We start from the raw sequence: 23,735 nt of genomic DNA, 5'->3' as shown, positions 1-23,735 counted from the left end.
AGGTCAGAGCCCTTTAATGTTAATATTTATCACAGACCGGGGCGGACCTGTAGCGGCCGGGACTGCAAAACCTCACTAACGGGGCGAACCGAGCCTGCTATTCAGCAGGCGCTGAAAAAATGTCTGCGGATCGGGCTGGGCGACAAAGTGCCGGTAGGCCTTCACTGCAAAGACCTCCGGGTCCAGCTGCAGAAAAATCCCGTTGATCTCCCTCTCATGGTAGAACGCCGGATTACTGAACGATGCCAGTAACTGCTGCTGGAGTACATCGGGAAGGGTCGCGAGTTGCACCACGTAGGCGATGTATTCATGTGCCTCAAGTGAAGGCTTCGGCACCCGAAAGTTGGCTTGTGCCACCGCGTGGGCTACCTCGTGCGCCACGAAGCTTTGCCACAGCGCCCGGCTCATTCTCATCCGAAATGGCGGGTGGCGTTGCGCCATCAGTTGCGCCTGGCTGAAACTGGGAACCTCGATATGAAAGCGCCTGGAATCGTAGGTGCCCGTCACCTCCGTGCCATGCAGGCTCAGGGGACGATCCACCAGGTCGATGGTAAACCGGGCATCGACGCGGAAGCCGTGGCCACGCATAAACGCCAGCGTTGCGCCAACCGCCTGGCATGCCAGCTCGCCGTCCTCCGCTTGGTCACTGAACAGGGTGACTCCCGGGACAGGGCACGCAACTCGAGTGGCGGAGTAACCGGGAGCATTGACCAGCAGCAACAGGGCAACCAACAGCAATCGCCTGCCTACATCTACCACTCCACACCCCCCTTTTCACAACCTCGCCCACCTACCAGTATAGGTGGTAGCAAACACCGGGACGCCCAGGATTTGGTGAACTCAAGTTGTAAGTGCACCACCAGGAAAAAAGGGGGACGCATCGAATGGCACTGACTTAAGCGGATTCGTATCCAATGTAGGGTGGGTTAGGCGCGTTGTTTGCGCCGTAACCCACCAACCGTGCCGTCAGGCACACCTTAAACAAACGGGTTGTGTTGCTGCGCAACGCTTGGTGGGTTACGCAAAAAACGCTAACCCACCCTACATTTGAGCTTAAGGCAGTGCCATTCGATGCGTCCCTTTTACTTTGACCTGGCTCCAGGCCGTCCATTGCCGGAAACCCTGCTGTAACACACTGTCGATGTTATCAGTTGGCCGGAAAAGTTCATCCACCGAACCGGACCCCGTTACGGCCATAACAATGAAGCCTGTTCGGGCTATCATGCTCTCCTCAACCCGTTTCACTGTAATCTGCTTTAATTGACTTATCCGGATTTGAAAAACGCAGCACCCCAAAACGATCACTGGTTACCCTTTTGGTCTCTTTCAGGACAGGTATCTTTTTCATTAGCGGGCTGATTATTCAGGCATCAGGTAACACTTCGGGCGAATGGATTTGCATGAACCAAAAGAAATTCAAAACATGCAGTTACCGACATCCGGGCTGGACAGGGTCCCCTTCGCTTCGCCCCGTTTCGGACGGTACACAAAAAAATGTCGTACAGTGATCCCTTCGGCTCTCTGGGTAATATTGCGTGCCAGCAGCGATGCCCGGCCGATTCCCTGCCCAAGCGCGGCGATTTCCCTCTTCCCCGTCCCGGAGGCTGACGGATTATGAGGCGCGCTACAATACTAAAGCCGGGTGACAACTGCTGGCGTATCGAGCACGCCAGGCGAGCCGCCTTTCTTATCGACGGGGAGGCCTACTTTCGGGCGCTCTATGAGGCGATCCAACGGGCTGAACACTCGATCTATATTCTCTCCTGGGACATCGACAGTCAGGTACAGCTGATTCGGGACCCGGTACAAGATAACGCCTTGCCGCGAAATCTGGGCGATTTCTTCAACACGGTCGTGAAACGTCGCAAGGGACTCCACGCCTACGTGCTGAATTGGGACTGGGCTATGCTGTATACCCTGGAGCGGGAGTGGTTGCCGATGTATAAGCTCGTGTGGAAAACGAATCGACGGCTGCATTTCCACCTCGATGACGCCTATCCGGCGGGGGGATCTCAACATCAGAAAGTGGTAGTTATCGACGACACGATTGCGTTTGTTGGTGGCCTCGATCTCTGCAAACAGCGTTGGGATACCACGGCACATCGACCAGACGACCCGCGACGTGTGGATTCCGACGGCAAGGCCTATCCGCCTTTCCATGACGTACAGATGCTGGTTGAGGGTGACATCGCACTCGCCCTGGGTGAACTGGCCCGGGAGCGCTGGCATCGTGCCACCGGACAACGACTCAAGCGGGTCACCACCGCCGGTCATTCGACACCCTGGCCTGAGCGGGTGACGGCAGACCTGGAACAGGTGAACATCGCCATCGCCCGCACCTTGCCGGCCTATCGGCAACAGCGAGAGGTACGCGAGGTGGAGCGGCTGTACCTGGACTCAATTGCTGCCGCCGAACAATTTATCTACATCGAAAACCAGTACTTTACCTCATGGAAGTTGGGCAAGGCGCTGGCAGCGCGTTTGCGTGAAGCGTCAGGGCCCGAGGTAATCCTGGTATTGCCACTGATGACCGGGGGCTGGCTGGAACAGTATACGATGGATGTCTTGCGCGGCCGCCTGATACGGCAGTTGCGCGAGGCTGATCCCAAGGGACGGCTGCGGATCTATTACGCCGATCAGGAAGGGTTGGGTAACCAACACATCTGCCTGCACAGCAAGATCATGGTCATCGATGACATTTTGCTGCGAGTGGCGTCGTCCAACCTCAGCAACCGCTCCATGGGGCTGGATTCGGAGTGTGATCTTGCCATGGAGGCAAGCAACGATACCGAACGCTCACAGATCGCTGCCTTTCGTAACCGGTTGCTGGCTGAACACCTGGGGATAACGCCAGATACTATCTCCACCCAGCTTGAAGAGAGGCCCTCTCTGATCGCCGCAATCGAGGGCCTGCAGGGTCGGCCGCGCACCCTCAAACCGCTGGACTGCAGGGTCTCCGAACTGGCCGATGAAATGTTGCCCGAGGCGCAGATTGTCGACCCGGAATCCCCGTTGGACCCGGAGCAGTTGGCGGACTACCTGTTGCCCGCCGAGGAGCGACAACCGCTCAGTCGGCGTCTTTTGCTGATCGGCCTGGTACTGGGCGGTTTATTGGCGCTGGCCGCCGCCTGGCGCTGGACGCCATTGGGAGACTGGCTGGACCTGGAGACCCTGAAACAGACGGCGAAGCTGGTCAAGGATAACCCTTTCACGCCGCTCATCGTGATGGCCATCTTTCTGCTGGGGGGACTCATTGCAATCCCTATCACCCTGCTGATTGTCATCACCCTGATCACCTTCGGTAGCTGGACCGGGCTTGCATATGCCCTGCTCGGTACCGAGCTGAGTGCCGTGCTGGGCTACCTGGTGGGTGCTTTTCTCGGGCGCGAGGTGGTGCGTCGATTCGCCGGCGCCAGCATCAATCGCATCAGTCGGCGCCTGGCGCAACATGGATTGCTGGCGGTCATTACGGTACGTGTCATCCCCGTCGCACCCTTTACGGTCATCAATCTGGTCGCCGGCGCCTCCCATATCAGCTTTCGCGATTACTTACTGGGTACCCTGTTGGGCATGACACCGGGTATCATTGCCATTGCCCTGTTCGCCGACAGACTGATCGCTGCGGTACGAAAACCGGATTTGCCCGATTTCGCGTTGCTGGCACTGGCGGTGGTCATCCTTCTCTTCGCTGCTCTGGGATTGAAAAAGTGGCTCTCCCGGCCGGGCCGTGCATCTAAGGGGCCGACAGCACAGGCGACTGCGGAGCCTGATGATTGACGGGGAACGGGAACCGATGCTATGGAGGTCACCCGGGAGATCGGGGTCGGAGATCGGGGTCAGAGTAACCGCAAAAACCGGGACAGCCACAATTTATTTTGACGCATACGTGGTCTACAGAATCCGGCTATCCTGTAGGAATGGTATCCGGTGACGACGATCAGTCGGGAAGCGATTCACAGGGTGATCCCGGCCTGCAACAGCTCTATCCCGACAGGAACTCTGCCAAACTGGCCGGGCTCTACCTGAGCCAGGATCTGCGAACCTGTCTGCCCGACGATCCCGCCCGCTGCTATGTCTACAGCAACTTCCTGTCCAGTCTGGACGGACGGATCGCCGTGACCGATCCGGAGACGGGGGAGAGTGGTGTACCGGAAGCGACAGCGAACCAGCGGGACTGGCGCCTGCTGCTTGAACTGGCCGCGCCGGCCGATGCCCTGATCATGAACGGGCGCTACCTGAGAGATCTCTCCGAGGGGAGGGCACAATCGTTGCCACCCTATAGCGGCCAGATACCGAACGAGCTGGTCACCTTTCGTGAACGGTTGGGCTTGCCCGGCAAGCCGGTGATTGTCTTTCTCTCCCGGTCACTCGATATACCAACAGCGGCACTGGAGAGGCTCGAAGAGAGGGAGATAATAATAGCCACCACCGAAAAGGCCCACAGACGGGATATCCGGCAGTTAGAAGCGAGAGACGTGGATGTGGTCTCCCTGGGACAAGGCGGTGTGGATGGCGGCAGGTTGATGACCTTTCTGGCAAAACGTGAGCTACGGCTGGTCTACTCCATAGCCGGCCCTGAGATCATGCATGTGTTGCTGGCCGCGGATGTTTTGCAGCGCCTTTACCTGACCACGGCGTTGCGGATTCTTGCGGGAAACCACTACGCCACGATTGTTCATGGCCCGGGATTCAGGACTCCCGTTGATTTCAGGCTGTCTGCACTGTACCTGGACAGCCAGGGCCCGGACGGTGTCGAACAGCTGCTGCAGGTGTATGACCGTATGACTCCGCCGGATGGCTAGTATCGGGCTACCATGTGACCCCTTGGAACGCTCTTTGGTATGAAATATTCCGTTGCGGGATTTTCATTGAATCAGCCCCTGATGGGCTTAATCAGCGCCTCACCCTGGCTGCGCGGGTTCCCAACGGCACAATCCACGGCATGAAATCGCACATCGAGATGCACCCTTGACTCGCCGAGTCGATCGGCACCACCGGTACCCTCGGTCAGCCAACTCCGGGCATCTCCGGGTGAGAGCATCACCGGCATTCGGCTGTGGAGCCGCGCCAGTTCCCCAGCCGATTCCCGGGTCAGAATGGTGCAGGAATATTGCCCCTCACGCCGCTCCCACAAGCCGGCAAACACCAACAAACCCGGATCTTCCGGTGCCTGGACAAAGTAGGGTTGTTTCACACCTTGTTCAGTACGCCACTCGTAATAACCCTGCGCCGGGATGAGACAGGTCCGGGAGTGACGCCACGCATCGCGAAAGGCCGGCTTGCCGCTCGCCGATTCCAGGCGGGCGTTGAAAGTGGCGTATTTTGGGGAGGGTTCCTTCGACCAGGCCGGCACCAAACCCCAACGCATGGGAAAGGTCCCTTGCGCCTGTACGGCCGGGATGACCTGTGTCGGCGCGACATTGAAACCGGTGGGGATACCGGCCGGCCAATCCTGCAGAATATCCAGCCACTCGTGCATGGCCTGGACATGGTTAGCGAAACGTCCACACATCTGGCGAGAAACTCTCAGGCTAAAACTGCATCAGTTGAGTAACTTCAATTTACTCACTTATACTGGCACAGTCCACCGCGTCTGGGATGCGAGATCGGGGTCCGAGATCGGGGTCAGAGTAACAACTCAGGATTAGACTCAATGGGGTCACTGATAATTCCACAATGGAGCATGGAAAGGGGACGCATTGACCGCATCGACATGCCCTTGTGTCGTTAGGCGCAAGCTGTGAGTCAAGAACACTCTGAACCCCCCTTCGCCGCTCTCCAGTCGGTCGATATTCCCACTGCCCTGGGTCAGCCCTGGGGCGAGTGTCCGGCCAATCTCCAATCCGGTCTTGGTAGTGGGAAGTTGACTTGCCCACGCCGGCTTCTCATACTTGTCCGCACCACGCTAGTGGGACTTGCATCACAATTTCGCAACTACAGGGTGAAAGGGGATATGACGGAAACAACCAACAACAAGCGGATGATCTGGTTATTGTGCGGGGGGCTGCTCGCCTTGTCGGGAACCCTCTCTGAAGGGGTGGTGGCAAGTGAAAGCGGGTCCTATGGGGACATCGGTGCCGGCGTCGCCAGGATCGACTACCCGGACAGCCAGTTCTTTGCCGAACGCGGCGAGGCTGCTCCCTTCACCCGCAACTACAACCTGGACACCGACGAGGGGGTGGCCTACGGTGCGGCGATCGACGGCCGGATTGGCACCTTCCTGCCCGGCACCATCGCCAATGCGGACAGCGCCCGGGTTGAGCTCCAGGGGTTCTGGATGAGCGCAGATCGCAACACCAACCGCAGCTTTTCCGATACCGGCGCCGGCATGAGGTTCGGCTGGGTGGAGCTCGACAACAGCACCGGCTTTGGAACCCCGAACGGGGGGACCCTGACCACCCGGATCGAACAGGATCTCAAGTACTGGGGTGCTGATCTGATGTTCCTGCTGGACTATGGGATAGGACTCGATGCCTCCTGGTCGTTCCAGGTCGGTCCCTCCTTCAAGAGACTGGATCAGGATTCCGATGCCGCTGGCGCCATCTCCACGACGGTCTCCCTGCAGGACCGGCTCTCTACCGACTTTCGTGGTCTGAGGATCGGTGCCAGGTATGACCGGAACCTGAATCTGGACTGGTCCGTCGCCATGGATGGAAGCGTTTCCAGGTACTGGACCAAGGCCGATTACAACGGCAGTTACGCAGACAGCTCACCCAACACTCAGACTGCAAGCCTGAGTGACAGCGACAACGCCCTTGGCCTGGACCTGCGTCTGGAACTCAATCGCAAGCTCGGCAAAGGGATGAAGCTCTCCGTCTTCGGTCAGGTCAATCACCTTTCTGACGTGCCTCAGGTGAGCTACGGGTCAGTCCCTACGGATACCGGTAACGGGGTGCTGTCCCTCACCAGTGATGACATGACCACCCTGGTTCTTGGGGTGGAGATCAGCGGTTCTTTCTGAGTCCCGTATACTCAAGCATCAAAACAGGGCCTGCCCCCACAGCCCAGGCCCTGTTCACTTGCCGCCGGGTTCAGCACGGGGCGAATCAGCCCTCCTCCCGAACGGGAAAACCGGGTCAGAGAAGAATAGTACTTATATAAGGTGAATTGCAGGATTTTCGTCATTCCGGCGCAGGCCGGAGGAGTGGTGCAGGGATGCACCGTTTACGGACCTGAGGATGGAATCCAGGAATACCGCCACCATTAAGCAGTCTGGATCCCGGCCTGTGCCAGGATGACGGTGGTTCTTGGCTTAAGTAAGTGCCATTCGGGTCAGGGAACAATTCTTGCCGACCCGGTTATTACGGTTATTATTGCCCGACTGACTGGGCAGCCCGACATCCGTTATGCAGCCATCGAGGCGAAAATTCGGGTGCTCCGGAAGGTGTGTATCCATTTTGAAAAAATAGTCGGTTCTTTTGTGGAGCATTAAGAAATGGCGCTTTGCAGCGATGCAGCGATGGTTCTGTACTACGACATCGTCGGTGATTATGCCGACCATGACGACTGGCACACCTATGAGCATATGCACGAAAGGCTCTCCATCCCCGGGTTTATCCGCGCGACTCGTTGGGTGGCGCAATCCTGTACGCCGAAGTATATGGTGCTGTATGAGGTAGCCGGTACAGGGATTGCAACTTCCACCGATTACCTGGAACGTTTGAATCACCCGACGCCGTGGACCACCGAAATGATGAGCCGTTTCCGCGATATGATACGCGGGTTCTGCACCGTCGCGGGGAGTTCGGGATTCGGTCTTGGCCACGCAGCGGTCTCGGTGCGCTTTACACCGGTCGAAGGCGCCGAGTCAACCTTGTCCGACCAGCTCGTCCGGGAAGTCTTGCCGGCCATGGCGTCGCGTCGTGGCATGGCCGGCGTCCATCTTCTGCGGCCGGTGCCACCACCACCGATGACCATCGAGCAATCGATTCGTGGCCCGGACACGCCCATGAGTTGGCTCTTGCTTGCCACCGGGTACGATGCTGAAGCCCTGCGCAGGGCGACCGACGGCCATCTCAAACCTCAGTCACTCGAACGCTATGGGGCTTCACCGGGAATGGTTTCGGGTAGCTACGTGCTGAACTACACCGCGACGGCGCAGGAGGTGATGCGTACCGAACCCAACCCGACACTACCTGCAGATGTACGCGCATCTGATGGCGTACGCTCGTGAGTTGTATCCCGTCATGGTAAAAATCGACCTGCAGGATCGGCGCCTCGCCGCGAATCGGCCCGGGGGCGGGCCTCCTACAGGGTGCAATGCCGGATTTCACCTCCTGATCCGGCGCAATCCTGAGCGGGCCGATCGGCCACCTCGGGCTGCGGCCAAGGCAGGCGTTCCATCACCACCATCACCATACGGTCGCAATGCAACATCAATGGAGTCCGGGGCGGCTCCGATGATCAGCGGCCGTCGCCGGCGACTCAGCGGGGTTTGACGTCGAGGTAGCCGCGCTGGATAGCGGTTTCGATCGCCTGCGACCCCTTGACCAGCTCCTCGAAGGTCAGACGCAGCCGCTGCAGCTGCTTGACCTGTTCGGGTGGGGGCAGACCGTCTCCGGCAATGTGGGCGATGTCCAGCAACTCCTTGAGATAAGCCGACCGCGCCCGCGCTACCAGTTTCAGGACAGGACTGAGATCCGCCACCGTCAGTTCCTGGAACGCCGGATTGATGATCTCTCTGTTGAGCTCACGAATAATCTTGTCGATTTCCAGCAGGATACGGTTGTTGTCGTTCGCCATGTCCGGATCTCCGATGAATCCATCCTGAGGTACTTTGTCTGTTAGGGCCGAGACGGTGGGGGACAGAGGTCCGTGGAAGTGCCGGCCGGCACAGACGATATCGGCTGGATGGTGGAAATTCTTTAGGCCGCGGGGCGGGGTATCATGGGTGGCCCTGATCCGGTTGTTCCTGCAGCTCTGTCTGGCACTGTTAGAAAACCGGGTTAGAAAACCGTGTCAGAGAAGAATGGCACTTACTTAAGGCGAATTGCAGGATTTTCGTCATTCCGGCGCAGGCCGGAGGAGTGGTGCAGGGATGCACCGTTTACGGACCTGAGGATGGAATCCAGGAATACCGCCACCATTAAGCAGTCTGGATCCCGGCCTGCGCCGGGAAGACGGTGGTTCTTGGCTTAAGTAAGTGCCATTCGGGTCAGAGAACAGTTAACTCTAATGTCAGCAACAATAGTTCCCTAACCCGGTTTTTTGTCCTATTTACCGGTTGTCGAAATGTTGGAGATTATTCGACCTCAGTCGCCTTGATGGTGACCTCGGCACGCCGGTTGGGTTCAAGACAATCGATCAACGGCTGGCCGCGTAGGCCTTCGCAGCTTACCAGCGGGTCATCCTCACCCATGCTGACCACCTTCAGCAGATTGGGATCAACAGAACCACGTTGGCTCAGATAATCCCGGACGGTCATGGCACGCTCCAGCGCCAACTGCCGGTTATAACTCGCATCACCAATTCGGTCAGCGTGCCCGGCGATACTTATTTCCAGCAACTGATTGACATTACCCAGGCTGGCGATGATTGAATCAAGTGCCTCTCTACCTGCAGGTTTGAGTGTCGCCTTATCAAAATCAAAGTGGGTTTTGGCATCAAGCGTGACCTGTCTGGTGATGGGCGGTTGGGGCGTGGCCGGTTCCACCGCCGCAAACTCGATCGGCTCGGATTTCGCTTCCGAAACCACTGCATCGCAGCCGGCAATAGCATCCTGGGGATCCCAGAAGCTGGTATACACACAACCACCTGAACCATCGTGTACCACGGATTCGCCGTTGTCGAACACATAGCCATCGTTATCGGCCTGTACGCTTAGTGTCGAGAGCAGGAATATCGGGATTGCTAGAGTGAGTGTCTTGAACATAACCTTGTCTCCTCTGTGTTGAACTGCTAATTGTCCGTGCATATTCGATGCCATACCCTGATGCCCAGCATCAGGGGGTTATGAACAAAGCATAGGCCAACTTCGCTGTAATTCCCGGGAGATGCCGGGTCAAATCACCCAAAAGGGGTGTATTTCACCCGGTGCTACGCATAAAATATTCCGGTCTGGGTAACCCCGGTCATTGCAAAAATCAACCAGGGAGCGGCGCCTCGCCGCAAAGTCGGCCAGGGGGCGGGCCTCCTGAAGGGTGTCATGCCGGACTCCACCGGCGGTGCATTCCAGGAAACCATGCAGCATGTCTATTTCATCTGGCGGAAAACCCACCTGGTACTAATGAATTATTCTTGCGCGATCCCTGCGCATGACCCCAGGCAAATATTTCGCGTATGATCCTGCTGTTGTTATGATCGCTGTACCATCAGCCCGCCAAGCCCGCTTGGGTGGGGCACTGACCCGTGTGAGTTTCCCCAAGAGGGTGTTTGATATAGAGATGTTTCGCTATTTTGGCTTCGGTTCCAACATGAACTTGACCTCACTGCGGGCCAAGGGGGTTGAACCGTTGGCATCAAGTCGCGCGACCTTGCACGGATGGCACCTCCGCTTCAATGTGCAGCATTTCTTCCGCCACGAGGGTGGGGTCGGCAACATTGAGCGTTCCCAAGCCTCCGGTGACCGGGTGCTGGGTGTACTCTACGACTGCCCGAACGAAGCCCTCGCGCCCCTGGATGAGGTCGAAGCCTATGGTCACGGCTATGACCGCATTACCGTTGAGGTGGAGGCGGGCGGCGAGCGGGTTTCCGCGCTCACCTACGTCGGCATGCCCGAGTTCATCGACAATGGCTGCCTGCCGAGCCGCCGTTATCTCAATATCGTCATCGAGGGTGCCCGCCGTGCCGGTCTCGACGCTGACTACGTGCAGAACCTCATGGCGCATCCCGTACACCGGCCCGATGATTATCCGCCGTTCATGCCGCCGTCCGGCGACTACCCCGCGTTCGATCCCGCCTCCCTGGCCGAGCACCCGCTGTATACGGCGCTTTACGGAGCGGTTTTCGACATGTCGGGGGCGCGACCTCTGCACGAATACCTGAAGAGCTTCTTTGGTGGGCGCGATATGACTCTGTTTCATCTCAAACGGCTGGACAGCAGCGACGGCAACGAATCTATGGATGATATCCAGCATGGACGCCTCAACCAGGCCCAACGGCACTACCTCAATGGCTATCTGAACGAATATGCTAAAGAGTATCGCTACGTCGGCCGATTCAATTACAACAACGAGGATTGAGGAGTACAGCGATGGATCAGTTTCCCCCGGCACTGTCCCATGGGGCTATTGAAGAGATTTTTCCCGACATTTTTTTCGTCAGTGGCGCCATGGAGACCGTTCTCCAGGGAATGGACTGGAAATTCAGCCGCAACATGTGCGTGGTGCGCGACGGCGAGCGTTTGATCATTGTTAATAGCGTGCGTTTGGGCGAAGCGGGGTTGGCTGAACTGGACCAACTCGGCCGAGTCACCGATGTGATCCGCCTCGGCTCTTTGCATGGGCGCGACGATCCCTTTTATGTGGATCGTTACGGCGCCGAGTACTGGGCAATGCCCGGGATGGAACACGAGACCGGCCTGAAGGCGACGCGCACCCTCGCCCCGGACTCGTTACCGATTTCGGACGCTTCTGTGTTCGAATTCCACACCACCCAGATTCCCGAGGGTATTCTGCGTCTCGACCGCGCTGGCGGCATTCTTATAGCCTGCGACGCGTTGCAGAACTGGCTCACCCCCGACGAGTATTTCTCTGATTCTTCGCGCGAGTTGATGCAGAATATGGGCTTCTTCAAGCCGGCCAATCTCGGCCCGGTCTGGTTCCAGGCGGCCTCGCCGGCAGGCGACGACTTCGCCCGCCTTAAGGAGTTGACGTTCAAGCACGCCTTGTGTGGCCACGGCGAACCCTTGCGTGATACGGCGCACCAGGATTATCTCGCCACGTTCAATCGTATGTTCGACGTCTAAAGCGTCGGGTACCGGGGAGAGCGTGGAGACGGCGGCCCTGCAACTGCCTGGTTACGAGGTGGGTTCGGTTCTGTACCGGATCGGCCTGCGGGTGGTTTACCGCGCCCGTCGCCTGGCCGATGGCGCTCCGGTCGCGGTGGCGGTGGAGACGCTGGATGCCGAGTATCCAAACCGCCATCAGGTGGCCATCATTCGCCGCGACGGGACAATCGCTCAACGCCTGTCGGAGGTGGAGGGTGTGCGCAAGGTGTATGCCGTGCTGCCCCATGGTAGTGGCAATCTGGCTCTGGTCGGTGAGCTGTTCGAAAGTTCCCTCAGGGCTCATCTCGACCAGTCGGGCGGTCACGGTCTGCCGCTGACACAGTTGCTCGATATAGCCTTGCAGCTCGTCCGTACCCTGGGTTGCATACACGCCAAGGATATCATTCACAAGGCATTGAACCCGGAGGAAGTGCTCATCGATCCTGCCAACGGCGCCATTGCCCTGGCCGGCTTCGGTATTGCCTCCGAGCTGGCTCAGGAGCGACAGGTGGTGCAGATGTCCCGGCGCCTCGAAGGACCACTGCCTTACATATCGCCGGAACAGACGGGACGGATGAATCGGGATCTGGATTACCGGTCCGACTATTACTCCCTTGGTGTGCTGCTGTTCGAGTTACTGACCGGACAGCGGCCATTCCAGGCCGATGACCTGCTGGAATGGGTCCACAGCCACATTAGCCGATTGCCGCCGGCACCCCACAAAATTTCACCTGCGGTGCCGGAAGCGCTATCGGCCATCGTCCTCAAGCTCCTGGCCAAGAACCCGGAGGCACGTTACCAGAGCGCGGATGGGTTGCGGTACGACCTGGCGCACTGTGCCGATGCCGTTGCGGCGGGCCAAGCGATCAAGCCTTTCGAGCTGGGCCAGAAAGATGTGATTCAGAAGTTCCTGGTACCGCAAAGCCTGTACGGCCGCGAACGGGAGCTGCAGGAGCTGCTCGGCCTGTTCGAATCCGTGGTGGCAGGGCGTACCGAGTTCTGTCTGGTGCACGGCTACTCCGGAGTGGGAAAATCGGCCCTGGTCAACGAGATGGACCGGCCTCTGGTGCGGGAACGGGGTTTTCTGGTTCAGGGCAAGTTCGACCAATTCCAGCACGGTGAGGCCTACACGGCCCTCGCCGCTACCTTCCGTGGTCTGGTACAACAGCTCCTGGCGGAAGCGGAGGAGCGGTTGGCGGAATGGCGTCAGCGGTTGCTGGATGCGCTGGCCCCCAACGCGGGACTGGTGGTGGAGCTGGTACCGGAGCTGGAGCTGATTATCGGTGGGCAACCGACGGTGGTGGAACTGCCGCCGGCGGAGGCGCGAAACCGTCTGCACATTATCCTGACGGCATTTCTCGGTGTGTTCGCGGGGGAGGGGCATCCGGTGGTGCTGTTCCTCGACGACCTGCAGTGGAGCGATGCGCCGAGCCTGGAACTGTTACGCCGCCTGGTAACCTCCAGGGAACTGAGTCACCTGCTGCTGATCGGCGCCTATCGCAGCAACGAGGTGGGGGTCGGGCACCCCCTGCGTCTGCTGCTCGACGACCTCCAGGTGCGGAAGAACATCCGCCAGCTTCCGCTCGGTCCGCTGGACCGGGATTCGGTGGCACACCTGGTGGCCGACGCGTTGTGCCGCGAGTCGAACGCGGTACGTCCCCTCAGCGACATGCTCTATGACAAGGCCCAGGGCAACCCGTTCTTCACCAACGAGCTGATGCGGCAGCTTCACAAAGAGGGTGCAATCGCCCTGGATCCCGTCAGCGGGCAATGGGAGTGGGACCTGGATGCAGCCCGCTGGTCCGGCGTGAGCAGCGACGTTGTCGAGTTTATGGTGGAGAACCTGCGGCGGCAGCAGCCTGCGCTCCAGCGGGTTCTGCAGTTGGCCGCCTGTATTGGAGGCACTTTCGACCTGCATACGCTTGCCGCGATCTATCAACACCCCGTCACCGAGACGGCGGCGGCGCTGCTGCCGGCGCTTAAGCAGCACACGGTGATGCCGCTGCATAGTGATTATCGTCTGGTGGGCGAAAGCGCTGAAACATTGGCGTTCAACCCGACCTACCGATTCCAGCACGACCGCGTACAGCAGGCCGCCTATGCCTTGATTGACGTTAAACAGTTGCATGAAGTGCATCTATCCGTAGGTCGACTGATGCTGCAGCACGCCGGTGACAAGGTACCGGACGAACGTCTTATCGATATCGTTGGCCATCTTAACGAAGGTCGGACACTGATCGAGTCCACCGACGAGCGGCTGCACCTGGCCGAACTGAATCTGCGTGCAGGAATACGCGCCAGGTACTCTTCGGCCTACGAGACGGCGGTGAAGTATCTGCGGGTGGCGGTCGAGTTGTTGCCTGCCGATCCCTGGCGGGAGACGCCCGCGCTGATGCCGGCGCTGGCGGCGGAGACCCAGCAGTGCGCCTATCTCACCGGCCGTGTCCAGGAGGCGGAAAACTGGATCGAGGTGATGCTGGAACACGTCCACTCGGACCTGGAACGCAGCGACATCTTGGCCACCCGCACCCGCCAGTACGCTACTCTCGGACGCATGGAGGAGTCCATCCGCTCGGCCATTCAGGGGTTGGCACTACTGGGTGTGGAGCTTACCGACCGGCCAGGCGATGCGGAGATTGCCGAGGAACGACGGTTGGTTGAGGAGAATCTTGGCGAACGCCATATCTCGGACCTGGTGGCGGCACCGTTGGTGAAGGATGCGTCCACCCTGACCGCCATGCGCCTGCTGATGGAAATCTTTCCCGCCGCCTTTCTCTCCGGTAGCGGCAAGCTGTTTCCCTACCTGGTGCTGAAGGCGGTCAATCTCTCGCTGCGCCATGGCAATTGCCCCGAGTCCGCCTTTGCCTATGCCGCCTATGGCATGCTGCTGTGCGGCGAGCTGGATGAGCCGGCGGTGGGCTATCAGTACGGCAAGGTCGGGCTGGCAATCAACGAGCGACTCGACGACCTCACCTTGCGGGCGCGAGTAGTCTACGTATACGCCATGTTCGTGCACCACTGGAGCAACCACTGGACGAGCCTGACCCCCTGGTTCCGCAAAGGCATCGAGGCGGGCTACCAGTCGGGAGATCTGCTCTACCTCGCCTACAGTGCCCAGGACTGCGTGATCTGGGATCCGACCCTGGACCTGGAAACCGCCCACCGGCTGCATGCGGAGAACCTGGAGATCGTACGCGAATGCGCCTACCAGGACTCGCTGGATTCCGGCACCCTGTTTCTGCAGCTGCAGCGCAACCTGCTCGGCCTCACCGACTCGCCGTGGACCCTGAACGACGACGCATTTGACGAAGCGCAGTGCCTGGCGGGTATGCGCCAGCGTCAGTTCATGACGGGGATTGCCAACTACCACATCTACAGTGCCGAGATCTGTTTGCTCTATGGAGACTATGACCGGGCCCTCGAGCATGTGCATGCCCAGGACGCACTGATTAAATCGGCGATGTCGCTGCCGCAATTAGCGCGCTTCTACATCGTCGCGTTCCTGACCCGGGCGATCCACTATCCGCACATGGTGGCGGATGAGCAGGCCGCAACACGCGAACGGCTGGAGCGCGATCTCGCGCGCATGACGCGCTGGGCCGACAACTGCGAAGCGAATTTTCGCCACCTCCAGTACCTGATGGAAGCGGAACTGGAACGACTTGGTGGTCGCTACGAGACGGCACTGGAACGTTATGACGCCGCCATCGACGCGGCACGGGAAAGTGGCTTTCTGCGGGACGAGGCTACCGCCTGCGAGCGCGCCGCGCGGCATCTTTTGGCCCTTGGCCGGAGAAGATCTGCGGAGGGCTACCTGCGAGGCGCTCACCGCCTTTACGACCGCTGGGGTGCCCAGAGCAAGGTAACCCTGCTGGAACAGGAGTTCCCTGTATTGCACGAGTTGATGGCCGGTGTGCATGACTCCGCCAGTCGGGGAGAAACCGGTGATCTGGATCTGGCCTCGGTCATGAAAGCCTCCCGGGAGATTTCCGGCGAAATAGTCCTGGACCGACTGCTCAAGACCACCATGAATATCCTGCTGGAAAACGCCGGCGGTCAATGGGGCTGTCTGGTGGTCCGGCGTGAGGGGCGGTTGGTCATCGAGGCGGCCAAGCTTCCGGCAGAGGGCTTGTCAACGGACGGCTTGCCAGGCCACTCGCTGGTGCCGGCTCCAGACGGTGAGAAGATACCGCTGCCGGTGACACTGATCAGTCAGGTACTTTACAGCGACGAGGCCGTGGTACTCCACCATGCGGCCCGCGAAGGGCAGTTTGCGCAGGATCCATACGTCCTCAAGTTCCAGTCCATGTCGGTGTTCTGCGTGCCCATCCGACGGGAGCGCTTCGAGGGTGCCTTGTACATGGAGAATAACCTGGCCAGCGGCGTTTTCACGGCGGAGCGGGTGGAGGTGATCCGTCTCCTGGTGGCACAGGCTTCGGTTGCCATCGAAAATGCACGTCTCTACGAACAGGTGCAGGAATATTCCCGAACGCTGGCCGATAAGGTGGCAGAACGGACCGCCCGTCTGGAACAGCTTAACCAGGAGCTGCAGGGACTTGCAGACCGCGATGGCCTGACTGGCGTTGCCAACCGGCGCCGCGGCGATGCCTACCTGGCTGAGGTATGGACACGTCTGCGGCGGGATAGGGAGCCACTGTCCGTCATCATGCTCGATGTGGACCACTTCAAGGCCTTCAACGACAACTACGGTCACCAGGCCGGCGACGACTGCCTGGTGGTGGTGGCTGAAATGGTGCGGGAACAGTTGCTGCGGCCGGCGGACCTGGTTGCCCGTTATGGTGGAGAGGAGTTCATGCTCATCCTGCCCAATACTGACCACAACGGTGTGGCCCAGGTGGCTGAGAAGGTCCGCCGCGCGGTAGAGAATCTGGCGATCGTACACGCGTACTCCTCGGCGGGAGCGGTGGTTACCGTGAGTGCCGGCACGGCTACCGTGATGCCCGGCGCGGAAGGGGGTACGGAGAGCGTGCTTCGCGCGGCAGACATCGCCTTGTACAAGGCCAAGCAGATGGGGCGCAACCAGGTGCAATCGGCGCCTGCGGCTCCAGCATTACAATAATTACAAGACCCACTATGGCTTTTTAGGGCTCGCGCGAGAATAATTTCACCCGAGCGGGCAGCGAAGGTGACTTCTTAATTCGGCTGCTCAAGGAATACGGCGCGAAAAAAATATTGGACGTGGCGACCGGCGCCGGCTTCCATTCCGTGCAACTGCTGAAGGCTGGATTCGATGTCGCCGTCTTGTCGATATCCGGATTGGTCCGGGCACGCTTTCGGTGCGCGCACGGCAACGATCCCCAAAAAGAACAGACGAAAAAACCACGCCTCATCGAGACGTGGTTTTTTGTTGGTGCTGTAGAGGATCAGATACCGGAAACCCGCTCGCTGGGTTTGTCCTGCATTCCGCCAATCTCCTGCGCCACCCCGGTCTCGGAGGTACGGCCGGCACCGGTAGCTGGAAGGTTGGTGAAGTTCTGTTCGCTGCTAGCGGGCGTACCGTAGAGCAGATCAGTGTTCAGGTCGGTTTGGATGTCGGCCGAGGCGGCGCCTACGGCAAACAGTGAGGCCAGGGCGGTAGCAATAAGTATGTTTTTCATGGTCATTCTCCAGTTCAAGTGAGTGGACCTGAGAAGTGGTCCTTGTCGAAAAAGACCCGGGGGGCGGAAGGAAAATTTCACGTCGCGGAAAATATTTTTTTTGTATCCGTGATCGGCGCAGGCCCGGTTCGCGTCACGGGCCGGCTGTCCCGCCCCGTTGCGCCATTGGCCATGGCCTATACTCAGGCGAGTGTTTTCAGATAATGGGTGCACATTATTCCCAGGAACCACGCCAGTTGCGGAGTCGGCGCCCTTGTCGATCTCTCGGGGCGTCGTACGCATGCCCTGGTCGCGGACAGCCTCCGGGTACTCGCGAACCTCGACCACCGCGGTGCCCGCGGGGCGGAGGAAGAGACCGGTGACGGCGCGGGACTCCTGCTACAGACGCCGCACGCACTGTTCGCCTCGGAGGTGGACGGCCTGCCGGCGAGGGGGACGTATGGCGTCGGCCAGGTGTTCCTGCCGCAGGATTCGCGGCGCCGCGACCGGCTGCGCCGCCTGATCGATTCGGCGTGTCGCGAGCAGGATTTCGACCTGCTCGACTGGCGTCGGGTACCGGTGGATGCCACCGGTCTGGGGCGCACAGCCGCGGAGTCCCGCCCCGAGGTGTGGCAGTTCTTCGTCGTACCCCGGCAACAACGCGATGCCAGGCGAATGGATCTCGCCCTCTATGTGCTGCTGCACGCAATCGAGCGGGAGGTTGTCCGGCAGAAGCTCTGCGGCAGCGGCCGCGAGCTGTTCTACCTCTGTTCGCTGGCGCGTCGTACCATCGTCTACAAGGGCCTGCTGACCTGTCCCCAATTGCCGCGCTTCTATCCGGACCTGACCGATCCACGCACCGAATCGGCGCTGGTGCTGTTGCACGCCCGTTTCTCCACCAACACCCTGGGTGCCTGGGAGCTGGCCCACCCGTACCGGCGCCTGGTGCACAACGGCGAGATCAACACCCTGCGCGGCAATCTCAACTGGCTGCGGGCGCACGAGGCGGGCATGTCCTCGACGCTGTTCGGCGATGCACTGGCAACCGTATTGCCGGTGAGCGGCGAGGGGTTGAGCGACAGCGCCCTGTTCGACAACGTGCTCGACCTGCTGGTTCAGGCCGGGCGCAGCCTGCCGCACGCCCTGCGCATGATGATCCCCGAGGCCTGGCACCGCGACCGTTTCATGGACCCGGCGCGGCGTGATTTCTACGCTTGGCACGCCTCGCTGATGGAACCCTGGGATGGACCGGCGCTGGTGGTGGCCACCGACGGCGGGCGGGTTGCGGCGATTCTCGACCGCAACGGTCTGCGTCCCTGCCGCTACTGCGTAACCAATGCCGGTCGGCTGATCCTGGCGAGCGAAACCGGGGTGCTGGAGACACCTGCCAGCGAGATCCGCCTGCAGGGCCGGCTGAAGCCGGGCCAGCTGTTCGTCGCCGATGCGGATGCCGGGCGCATCGTGCCGGAGGAGGAGGTGTTCGCGGAGCTCACGCGCCCCGCCTACGGGGCCTGGCTGCGCACCCACCAGCCGCGCCTGAGTGACCTGGCACGAGCATCCGCCGGACGGCCCGTTGCCGCCCCGCCGGTCGGCCTCACCCGGTTGCAACGCGCCTTCGGCTACAGCGAAGAGCTGTTGCGGGTACTGGTGGAGAAGATGGCCGAGGGGGGCAAGGACCCGATCGGCTCGATGGGTGACGATGCGCCGCCGGCGGTGCTCTCGGCCCACGGCCGGCCGTTGTTCGCCTACTTCAAGCAGCAGTTCGCCCAGGTATCGAATCCACCGCTCGACTACCTGCGCGAGGCGCTGGTGACCGCGCTCGCCGCCCCGGTGGGTCGCCACGGTAACCTGCTGGAACCGGCACCCGGGCACTGCCGGCAACTGCTGCTCGATTCGCCGATCCTCTCCGACGCCGCGATGGCCGCGGTCGCCACCCTCGCCACCCGGCCGCGCAACGGTATCCGCACGCGCGAGATCGATATCACCTTCGCCCCCGGTGGTTCCCTGCGGGCGGCGATCGAGCGGTTGCGCGCCGACTGCGGCGCGGCCATCGAGGCCGGTTGCGAGATCCTGCTGCTCAGCGATGCCGCGGTGAATCCGGCCCGTATTCCGATCCCCAGCCTGCTCGCGGTCGCCGCGGTGCATCACCACCTGATCCGCGCCGGCCTGCGTCTGCGCGTCGCGCTGATCCTGAGCTCGGGCGAACCGGCGGCGGTGCACCACCTGTGCACGCTGATCGGCTACGGGGCCGATGCGGTGCATCCCTGGCTCGCCTATCGCAGTATCGAATCCCTGGTCGCCTCGGGCCGGCTGGCGCGCCGTCCCGATCCGCTGGCCGCCTACCGCGCGGCGCTGGAAGGCGGCCTGCTCAAGGTGATGGCGAAGATGGGCATCTCCACCCTGGCCAGCTACAAGGGGGCGCAGATTTTCGAGGCGATCGGCCTGACCCGTGAGTTTGTGGACGAGTTTTTCAGCGGTACCGACAGTGCATTGCCCGGTGTCGGCCTGGACCAGTTCGAGCGCGAGACCCGCGCCCGCCATGGCCAGGCCTTTGCCGAGCGGCTTCCCGGGAGCGTCCTGCTCGGCTCCGGCGGCGAACTCTACTGGCGGCGTGACGGCGAAACTCACCACTGGAACCCGTACACCATCGGCAAGCTGCAGCAGGCGGCGCGCGAGAACGACCGCGACGCCTACCGCGACTTCGCCGCCGCGGTGAATGGCGATCATGGCCTGCTGCACAACCCGCGCGGGCTGCTGGACTTCGACGACCGGTCCGATCAGGCGATCGACCCGGGCGAGGTCGAGCCGCTGGAGGCGATCGTGGCGCGCTTCGCCACCGGCTCCATGTCCTTCGGCTCGCTGAGCCGGGAGGCCCACGAGGCGCTGGCGGTGGCGATGCACCGGCTCGGCGGTCTCTCCGGCAGCGGCGAGGGCGGAGAGCAGGTGGAGCGCTTCGGCACCGAGCGTGCCTGCAGCATGAAGCAGGTGGCGAGCGGGCGTTTCGGTGTCACCGCCCACTACCTCGGCTCGGCGCGCCAGATCGAGATCAAGATGGCGCAGGGCGCCAAGCCCGGTGAGGGCGGCGAGCTGCCGGGCAGCAAGGTGGACGCGGGCATTGCCGAGGTGCGTTTCACGGTGCCCGGCATCGGCCTGATCTCACCGCCGCCGCACCACGACATCTATTCGATAGAGGATCTGGCCCAGCTTATCCACGACTTGAAGTGCGCCAATCCGACGGCCGAGATCCATGTCAAGCTGGTGGCCAAGGCCGGGGTCGGTACTATCGCCGCCGGGGTGGCCAAGGCGCGCGCCGACGCGGTGTTGATATCCGGCGACGTGGGCGGCACCGGCGCTTCGGTGAAGACATCGATCAAGGGCGCCGGCAGTGGTTGGGAGTTGGGGCTGGCCGAGACCCACCGCGTGTTGATGGAAAACCGGCTGCGCTCGCGTATCCGGCTGCGTACCGACGGCGGCTTGCTGACCGGCCGCGATGTGGTGATCGCCGCGCTGCTGGGGGCCGAGGAGTACGGTTTCGGCACCGCGCCGCTGGTGGCGCTGGGCTGCATCATGCTGCGCAAGTGCCACTGCAATACCTGCTCGGTCGGCATCGCCACCCAGGACCCGGAACTGCGCCGGCGCTTCGCCGGAGCGCCCGAGCACGTCATCCATTATCTGTGTTTCGTTGCCGGGGAGGTGCGCGAACTGATGGCGCGGCTCGGCTTCCGCCGTATGGACGAAATGATCGGCCGGGTTGACCGGCTCAGGCCGCGCGCCATCGGACACCCCCGCGGGTTCGTCGTCGATGTCTCCGAACTGCTGCGGCCAGCCCGCGGCAGCGATACCCCGCGGCGGGTTCATGCCCAGGATCACCGTCTCGCCGACAAACTCGACCACCGGGTGATTGAGCAGGTTCACGGCGCCCTGGAAAACGGCGGGCCGGTCACCGCGGAGGTGGCGATACGTAACAGCGACCGCACTTTCGGGACGCTGCTGAGCTACGAGGTGACACGACGCCATGGCGCCGCCGGCCTGCCGCCCGACACGATCCGCCTGCAGTGTCGCGGTAGCGCGGGACAGAGCTTCGGCGCCTTCCTCTGCCCGGGCATCAGTCTGCACCTGGAGGGTGATGCCAACGACTATGTCGGCAAGGGGCTCTCCGGCGGTCGGCTGAGCATCGCCACCCCGGCTGATGCAGGCTTTGTCGCCGCTGACAATATCCTGATCGGCAATGTCGCGCTGTACGGCGCCACGACGGGCGAGGCCTACTTCAACGGCCAGGCCGGCGAGCGCTTCGCGGTGCGCAACTCCGGCGCGCTCGCCGTGGTGGAAGGGGTGGGCGAGCACGCCTGCGAGTACATGACCGGCGGCGTGGTGCTGATACTCGGCCGGGTAGGACGCAACTTCGGTGCCGGCATGAGCGGTGGCGAGGCCTATGTGCTTGATCCGGACGGCAGCCTGAACGAGCGGCTGGCTGACGAGCCGTTGCTTGCTGGTCCGCTACAGGACCCGCAGGACGTGGCACGGGTGCGCCTGCTGTTGACCAATCACGTCGCGTTTACCGCCAGTACCACCGCGCGCGCCCTGCTGGCGAACTGGGAGGCGGCCCGCGCCGGAATCGTCAGGGTGATACCGGAGGCCTACGCCAACCTCCTCGAACGCCGCCGCCGCGAGGGCGTCGAGCTGTCCGCCCTCGAGCCCGCGCCCGCGCCGCCGGTGTCCGCCGAGAACCACCCGGACGGATTCCGGCGCCATGCGCGCCGGCCGATCGGCTATCGCGACCCGGTCGAGCGGCTTCGCGATCACCAGGAGATCTACCTACCGAGCTGGGACGCCGCGCTGCTCAGGTCGCAGGGTGAACGCTGCATGGACTGCGGTGTACCCGCCTGCATGGCCGGCTGCCCGATCGGCAACCTGATCCCGGAGTGGAACGACCTGGTGTCGCGCGACGCCTGGCGCGCGGCGCTGGAGCGGCTGCACGCGACCAACAATTTTCCCGAGTTCACCGGTTATACCTGTCCCGCGCCCTGCGAACCGGCCTGCACCCTGGCGGTTACCGGCGAGGCGGTGACGATCAAGAGCATCGAGCGGGCGATCGTGGATCGCGGCTGGGAGGAGGGCTGGATCGTCGCTGAACCGCCGGCGCGGCGCGGCGGCCGTCGCGTCGCGGTGGTCGGCTCGGGTCCGGCGGGACTCGCCGCGGCCCAGCAACTCAACCGGGCCGGTCACGCGGTGACCGTGTTCGAGCGTGACGACACCCCCGGCGGCCTGTTGGTCTATGGTATACCCGACTTCAAGCTGGCCAAGTACCGGGTGGCGAGGCGCATCGCCCAACTTGCCGCTGAGGGTATCGTGTTCCGTACCGGGGTCAGCGTGGGCGACGATCTGCCGCTGGAGCGGCTGCGCCGCGACTTCGACGCGGTCTGTCTGAGCAACGGTGCCCTGGCACAGCGCGATGTGGAGATTCCCGGGCGCGCGCTGCACGGCATTCACTTCGGTATGGCGTTTTTGGTGTCCGAGAACCGCCGCCAGGCGGAGCGCGCGGTGGAGCGTCCAATCGACGCGGCGGGCCGGCGCGTGGTGGTGCTCGGCGGTGGCGACACCGGCGCCGACTGCGTCGCCACGGCGCACCGGCAGGGCGCGGCGGGGGTGATGCAGGTGAGCATCCGCGCCAAGCCGCCCGAGGCCCGCCCGCGCGGCAATCCCTGGCCCGCCCATCCCCGAACCTACGAGATGACCTATGCCATTGCCGAAGGCGGCGAGGAGGTCTTCGACCTCAACTCGGCCCGCTTCGTCGACAGCGACGGAGACGGGCACGTCAACGCCATCGAGTTTGAACGGGTGCGCTGGAGCTTCGACGAGAGCGGCCGCAGGACCGACAAGGAGGTGCTGGACGCGGGTGTCCGTCTCGACGCCGACCTGGTGCTGATCGCCGCCGGCTTCAGCGGTCCCGAGATGGCGCCCTTCATCGGATCAGGGCTTGATACCACGCCGGCCGGCACCATCGCCAGCGATGCCGCCATGATGACCGCGCTGCCCGGGGTGTTCGTCGCCGGCGATGCCCGCATGGGCGCCTCCCTGGTGGTGTGGGCGATTGGCGAGGGGCGTGACGTGGCGCGCGCCATCGACTGCTATCTGACCGGCGTGACCCGTTTGCCCGCCAGCCTGGCCACGCACAATCCGCCGCTGTGGCCGCGAGGACTTTAGGGCCGGTC

At 61.8% G+C, this 23,735-nt stretch carries 13 protein-coding genes and 1 pseudogene; 9 read left to right on the top strand and 5 right to left on the bottom strand.

What is annotated here, in order from left to right:
* Positions 1-75 precede the first annotated feature (75 nt).
* The gene (locus NPX02_RS12770; protein ID WP_260294005.1) at positions 76-759 is read right to left on the bottom strand and encodes a DUF6639 family protein; all 684 of its coding nucleotides are present in this window, start codon (positions 757-759) and stop codon (positions 76-78) included.
* 855 nt (positions 760-1,614) lie between these two features.
* On the opposite strand from NPX02_RS12770, the gene NPX02_RS12765 reads away from it, so the two are divergent.
* Entirely contained in the window at positions 1,615-3,777 is a 2,163-nt protein-coding gene (locus NPX02_RS12765) for a VTT domain-containing protein (RefSeq protein ID WP_260294004.1), read from the top strand.
* 140 nt (positions 3,778-3,917) lie between these two features.
* Positions 3,918-4,802: a dihydrofolate reductase family protein gene (locus NPX02_RS12760; RefSeq protein WP_260294003.1), complete on the top strand. Its 885-nt coding sequence runs from the start codon at positions 3,918-3,920 to the stop codon at positions 4,800-4,802.
* 71 nt (positions 4,803-4,873) lie between these two features.
* Here the strand turns inward: NPX02_RS12760 and NPX02_RS12755 are convergent, their stop codons facing one another.
* Positions 4,874-5,512, bottom strand: coding sequence for an SOS response-associated peptidase (locus NPX02_RS12755; RefSeq protein ID WP_260294002.1), 639 nt, complete (start codon positions 5,510-5,512; stop codon positions 4,874-4,876).
* A 441-nt stretch (positions 5,513-5,953) separates the two neighbouring features.
* On the opposite strand from NPX02_RS12755, the gene NPX02_RS12750 reads away from it, so the two are divergent.
* Both NPX02_RS12750 and NPX02_RS12745 read left to right on the top strand, forming a co-directional pair.
* Positions 5,954-6,961 carry a hypothetical protein gene (locus tag NPX02_RS12750; RefSeq protein WP_260294001.1) on the top strand — a complete coding sequence of 336 codons (1,008 nt, stop codon included), beginning with the start codon at positions 5,954-5,956 and terminating at the stop codon, positions 6,959-6,961.
* Positions 6,962-7,435: 474 nt separating this feature from the next.
* Entirely contained in the window at positions 7,436-8,173 is a 738-nt protein-coding gene (locus NPX02_RS12745) for a hypothetical protein (RefSeq protein WP_260293999.1), read from the top strand.
* Between the two features lie 251 nt (positions 8,174-8,424).
* On the opposite strand, the gene NPX02_RS12740 is transcribed toward NPX02_RS12745, so the two are convergent.
* A complete protein-coding gene (locus tag NPX02_RS12740) occupies positions 8,425-8,742 on the bottom strand; it encodes a hypothetical protein (RefSeq protein ID WP_260293998.1) in 318 nt (105 codons plus the stop codon).
* Positions 8,743-9,241: 499 nt separating this feature from the next.
* On the bottom strand, positions 9,242-9,871 hold the full coding sequence (locus NPX02_RS12735; protein WP_260293997.1) for an OmpA family protein: 630 nt from the start codon (positions 9,869-9,871) through the stop codon (positions 9,242-9,244).
* 511 nt (positions 9,872-10,382) lie between these two features.
* Here NPX02_RS12735 and NPX02_RS12730 point away from each other — a divergent pair.
* The 4 genes and pseudogenes from NPX02_RS12730 to NPX02_RS12715 form a co-directional block, all read left to right on the top strand.
* Entirely contained in the window at positions 10,383-11,180 is a 798-nt protein-coding gene (locus tag NPX02_RS12730; RefSeq protein WP_260294009.1) for a gamma-glutamylcyclotransferase family protein, read from the top strand.
* 11 nt (positions 11,181-11,191) lie between these two features.
* Positions 11,192-11,905 carry a hypothetical protein gene (locus NPX02_RS12725; protein ID WP_260293996.1) on the top strand — a complete coding sequence of 238 codons (714 nt, stop codon included), beginning with the start codon at positions 11,192-11,194 and terminating at the stop codon, positions 11,903-11,905.
* 22 nt (positions 11,906-11,927) lie between these two features.
* Positions 11,928-17,006, top strand: a complete 5,079-nt coding sequence (locus tag NPX02_RS12720; RefSeq protein WP_260293995.1) for a diguanylate cyclase — start codon at positions 11,928-11,930, stop codon at positions 17,004-17,006.
* A gap of 47 nt (positions 17,007-17,053) precedes the next feature.
* Positions 17,054-17,182: pseudogene (locus NPX02_RS12715) on the top strand (class I SAM-dependent methyltransferase); the annotation flags it as partial.
* 128 nt (positions 17,183-17,310) lie between these two features.
* On the opposite strand, the gene NPX02_RS12710 reads toward NPX02_RS12715, so the two are convergent.
* Positions 17,311-17,544, bottom strand: coding sequence for a hypothetical protein (locus tag NPX02_RS12710; RefSeq protein ID WP_260293993.1), 234 nt, complete (start codon positions 17,542-17,544; stop codon positions 17,311-17,313).
* A gap of 207 nt (positions 17,545-17,751) precedes the next feature.
* On the opposite strand from NPX02_RS12710, the gene gltB reads away from it, so the two are divergent.
* Positions 17,752-23,727 carry a glutamate synthase large subunit gene (gene gltB, locus NPX02_RS12705; protein WP_260293992.1) on the top strand — a complete coding sequence of 1,992 codons (5,976 nt, stop codon included), beginning with the start codon at positions 17,752-17,754 and terminating at the stop codon, positions 23,725-23,727.
* Positions 23,728-23,735 lie beyond the last annotated feature (8 nt).

The sequence above is a fragment of the Sedimenticola hydrogenitrophicus genome (assembly GCF_025175675.1).
Classification (GTDB): Bacteria; Pseudomonadota; Gammaproteobacteria; order Chromatiales; family Chromatiaceae; genus Sedimenticola; species Sedimenticola hydrogenitrophicus.
Note: the sequence above shows the minus strand (reverse complement) of the source record. Positions and strands in the feature narration are given on the sequence as shown.

Bases quoted from the DNA above. Each gene is read 5' to 3' on its own strand.
- NPX02_RS12765 (WP_260294004.1), top strand. From the start codon at position 1,615: ATGAGGCGCGCTACAATACTAAAGCCGGGTGACAACTGCTGGCGTATC.
- NPX02_RS12760 (WP_260294003.1), top strand. From the start codon at position 3,918: ATGGTATCCGGTGACGACGATCAGTCGGGAAGCGATTCACAGGGTGAT.
- NPX02_RS12755 (WP_260294002.1), bottom strand. From the start codon at position 5,512: ATGTGTGGACGTTTCGCTAACCATGTCCAGGCCATGCACGAGTGGCTG.
- NPX02_RS12750 (WP_260294001.1), top strand. From the start codon at position 5,954: ATGACGGAAACAACCAACAACAAGCGGATGATCTGGTTATTGTGCGGG.
- NPX02_RS12745 (WP_260293999.1), top strand. From the start codon at position 7,436: ATGGCGCTTTGCAGCGATGCAGCGATGGTTCTGTACTACGACATCGTC.
- NPX02_RS12740 (WP_260293998.1), bottom strand. From the start codon at position 8,742: ATGGCGAACGACAACAACCGTATCCTGCTGGAAATCGACAAGATTATT.
- NPX02_RS12735 (WP_260293997.1), bottom strand. From the start codon at position 9,871: ATGTTCAAGACACTCACTCTAGCAATCCCGATATTCCTGCTCTCGACA.
- NPX02_RS12730 (WP_260294009.1), top strand. From the start codon at position 10,383: ATGTTTCGCTATTTTGGCTTCGGTTCCAACATGAACTTGACCTCACTG.
- NPX02_RS12725 (WP_260293996.1), top strand. From the start codon at position 11,192: ATGGATCAGTTTCCCCCGGCACTGTCCCATGGGGCTATTGAAGAGATT.
- NPX02_RS12710 (WP_260293993.1), bottom strand. From the start codon at position 17,544: ATGAAAAACATACTTATTGCTACCGCCCTGGCCTCACTGTTTGCCGTA.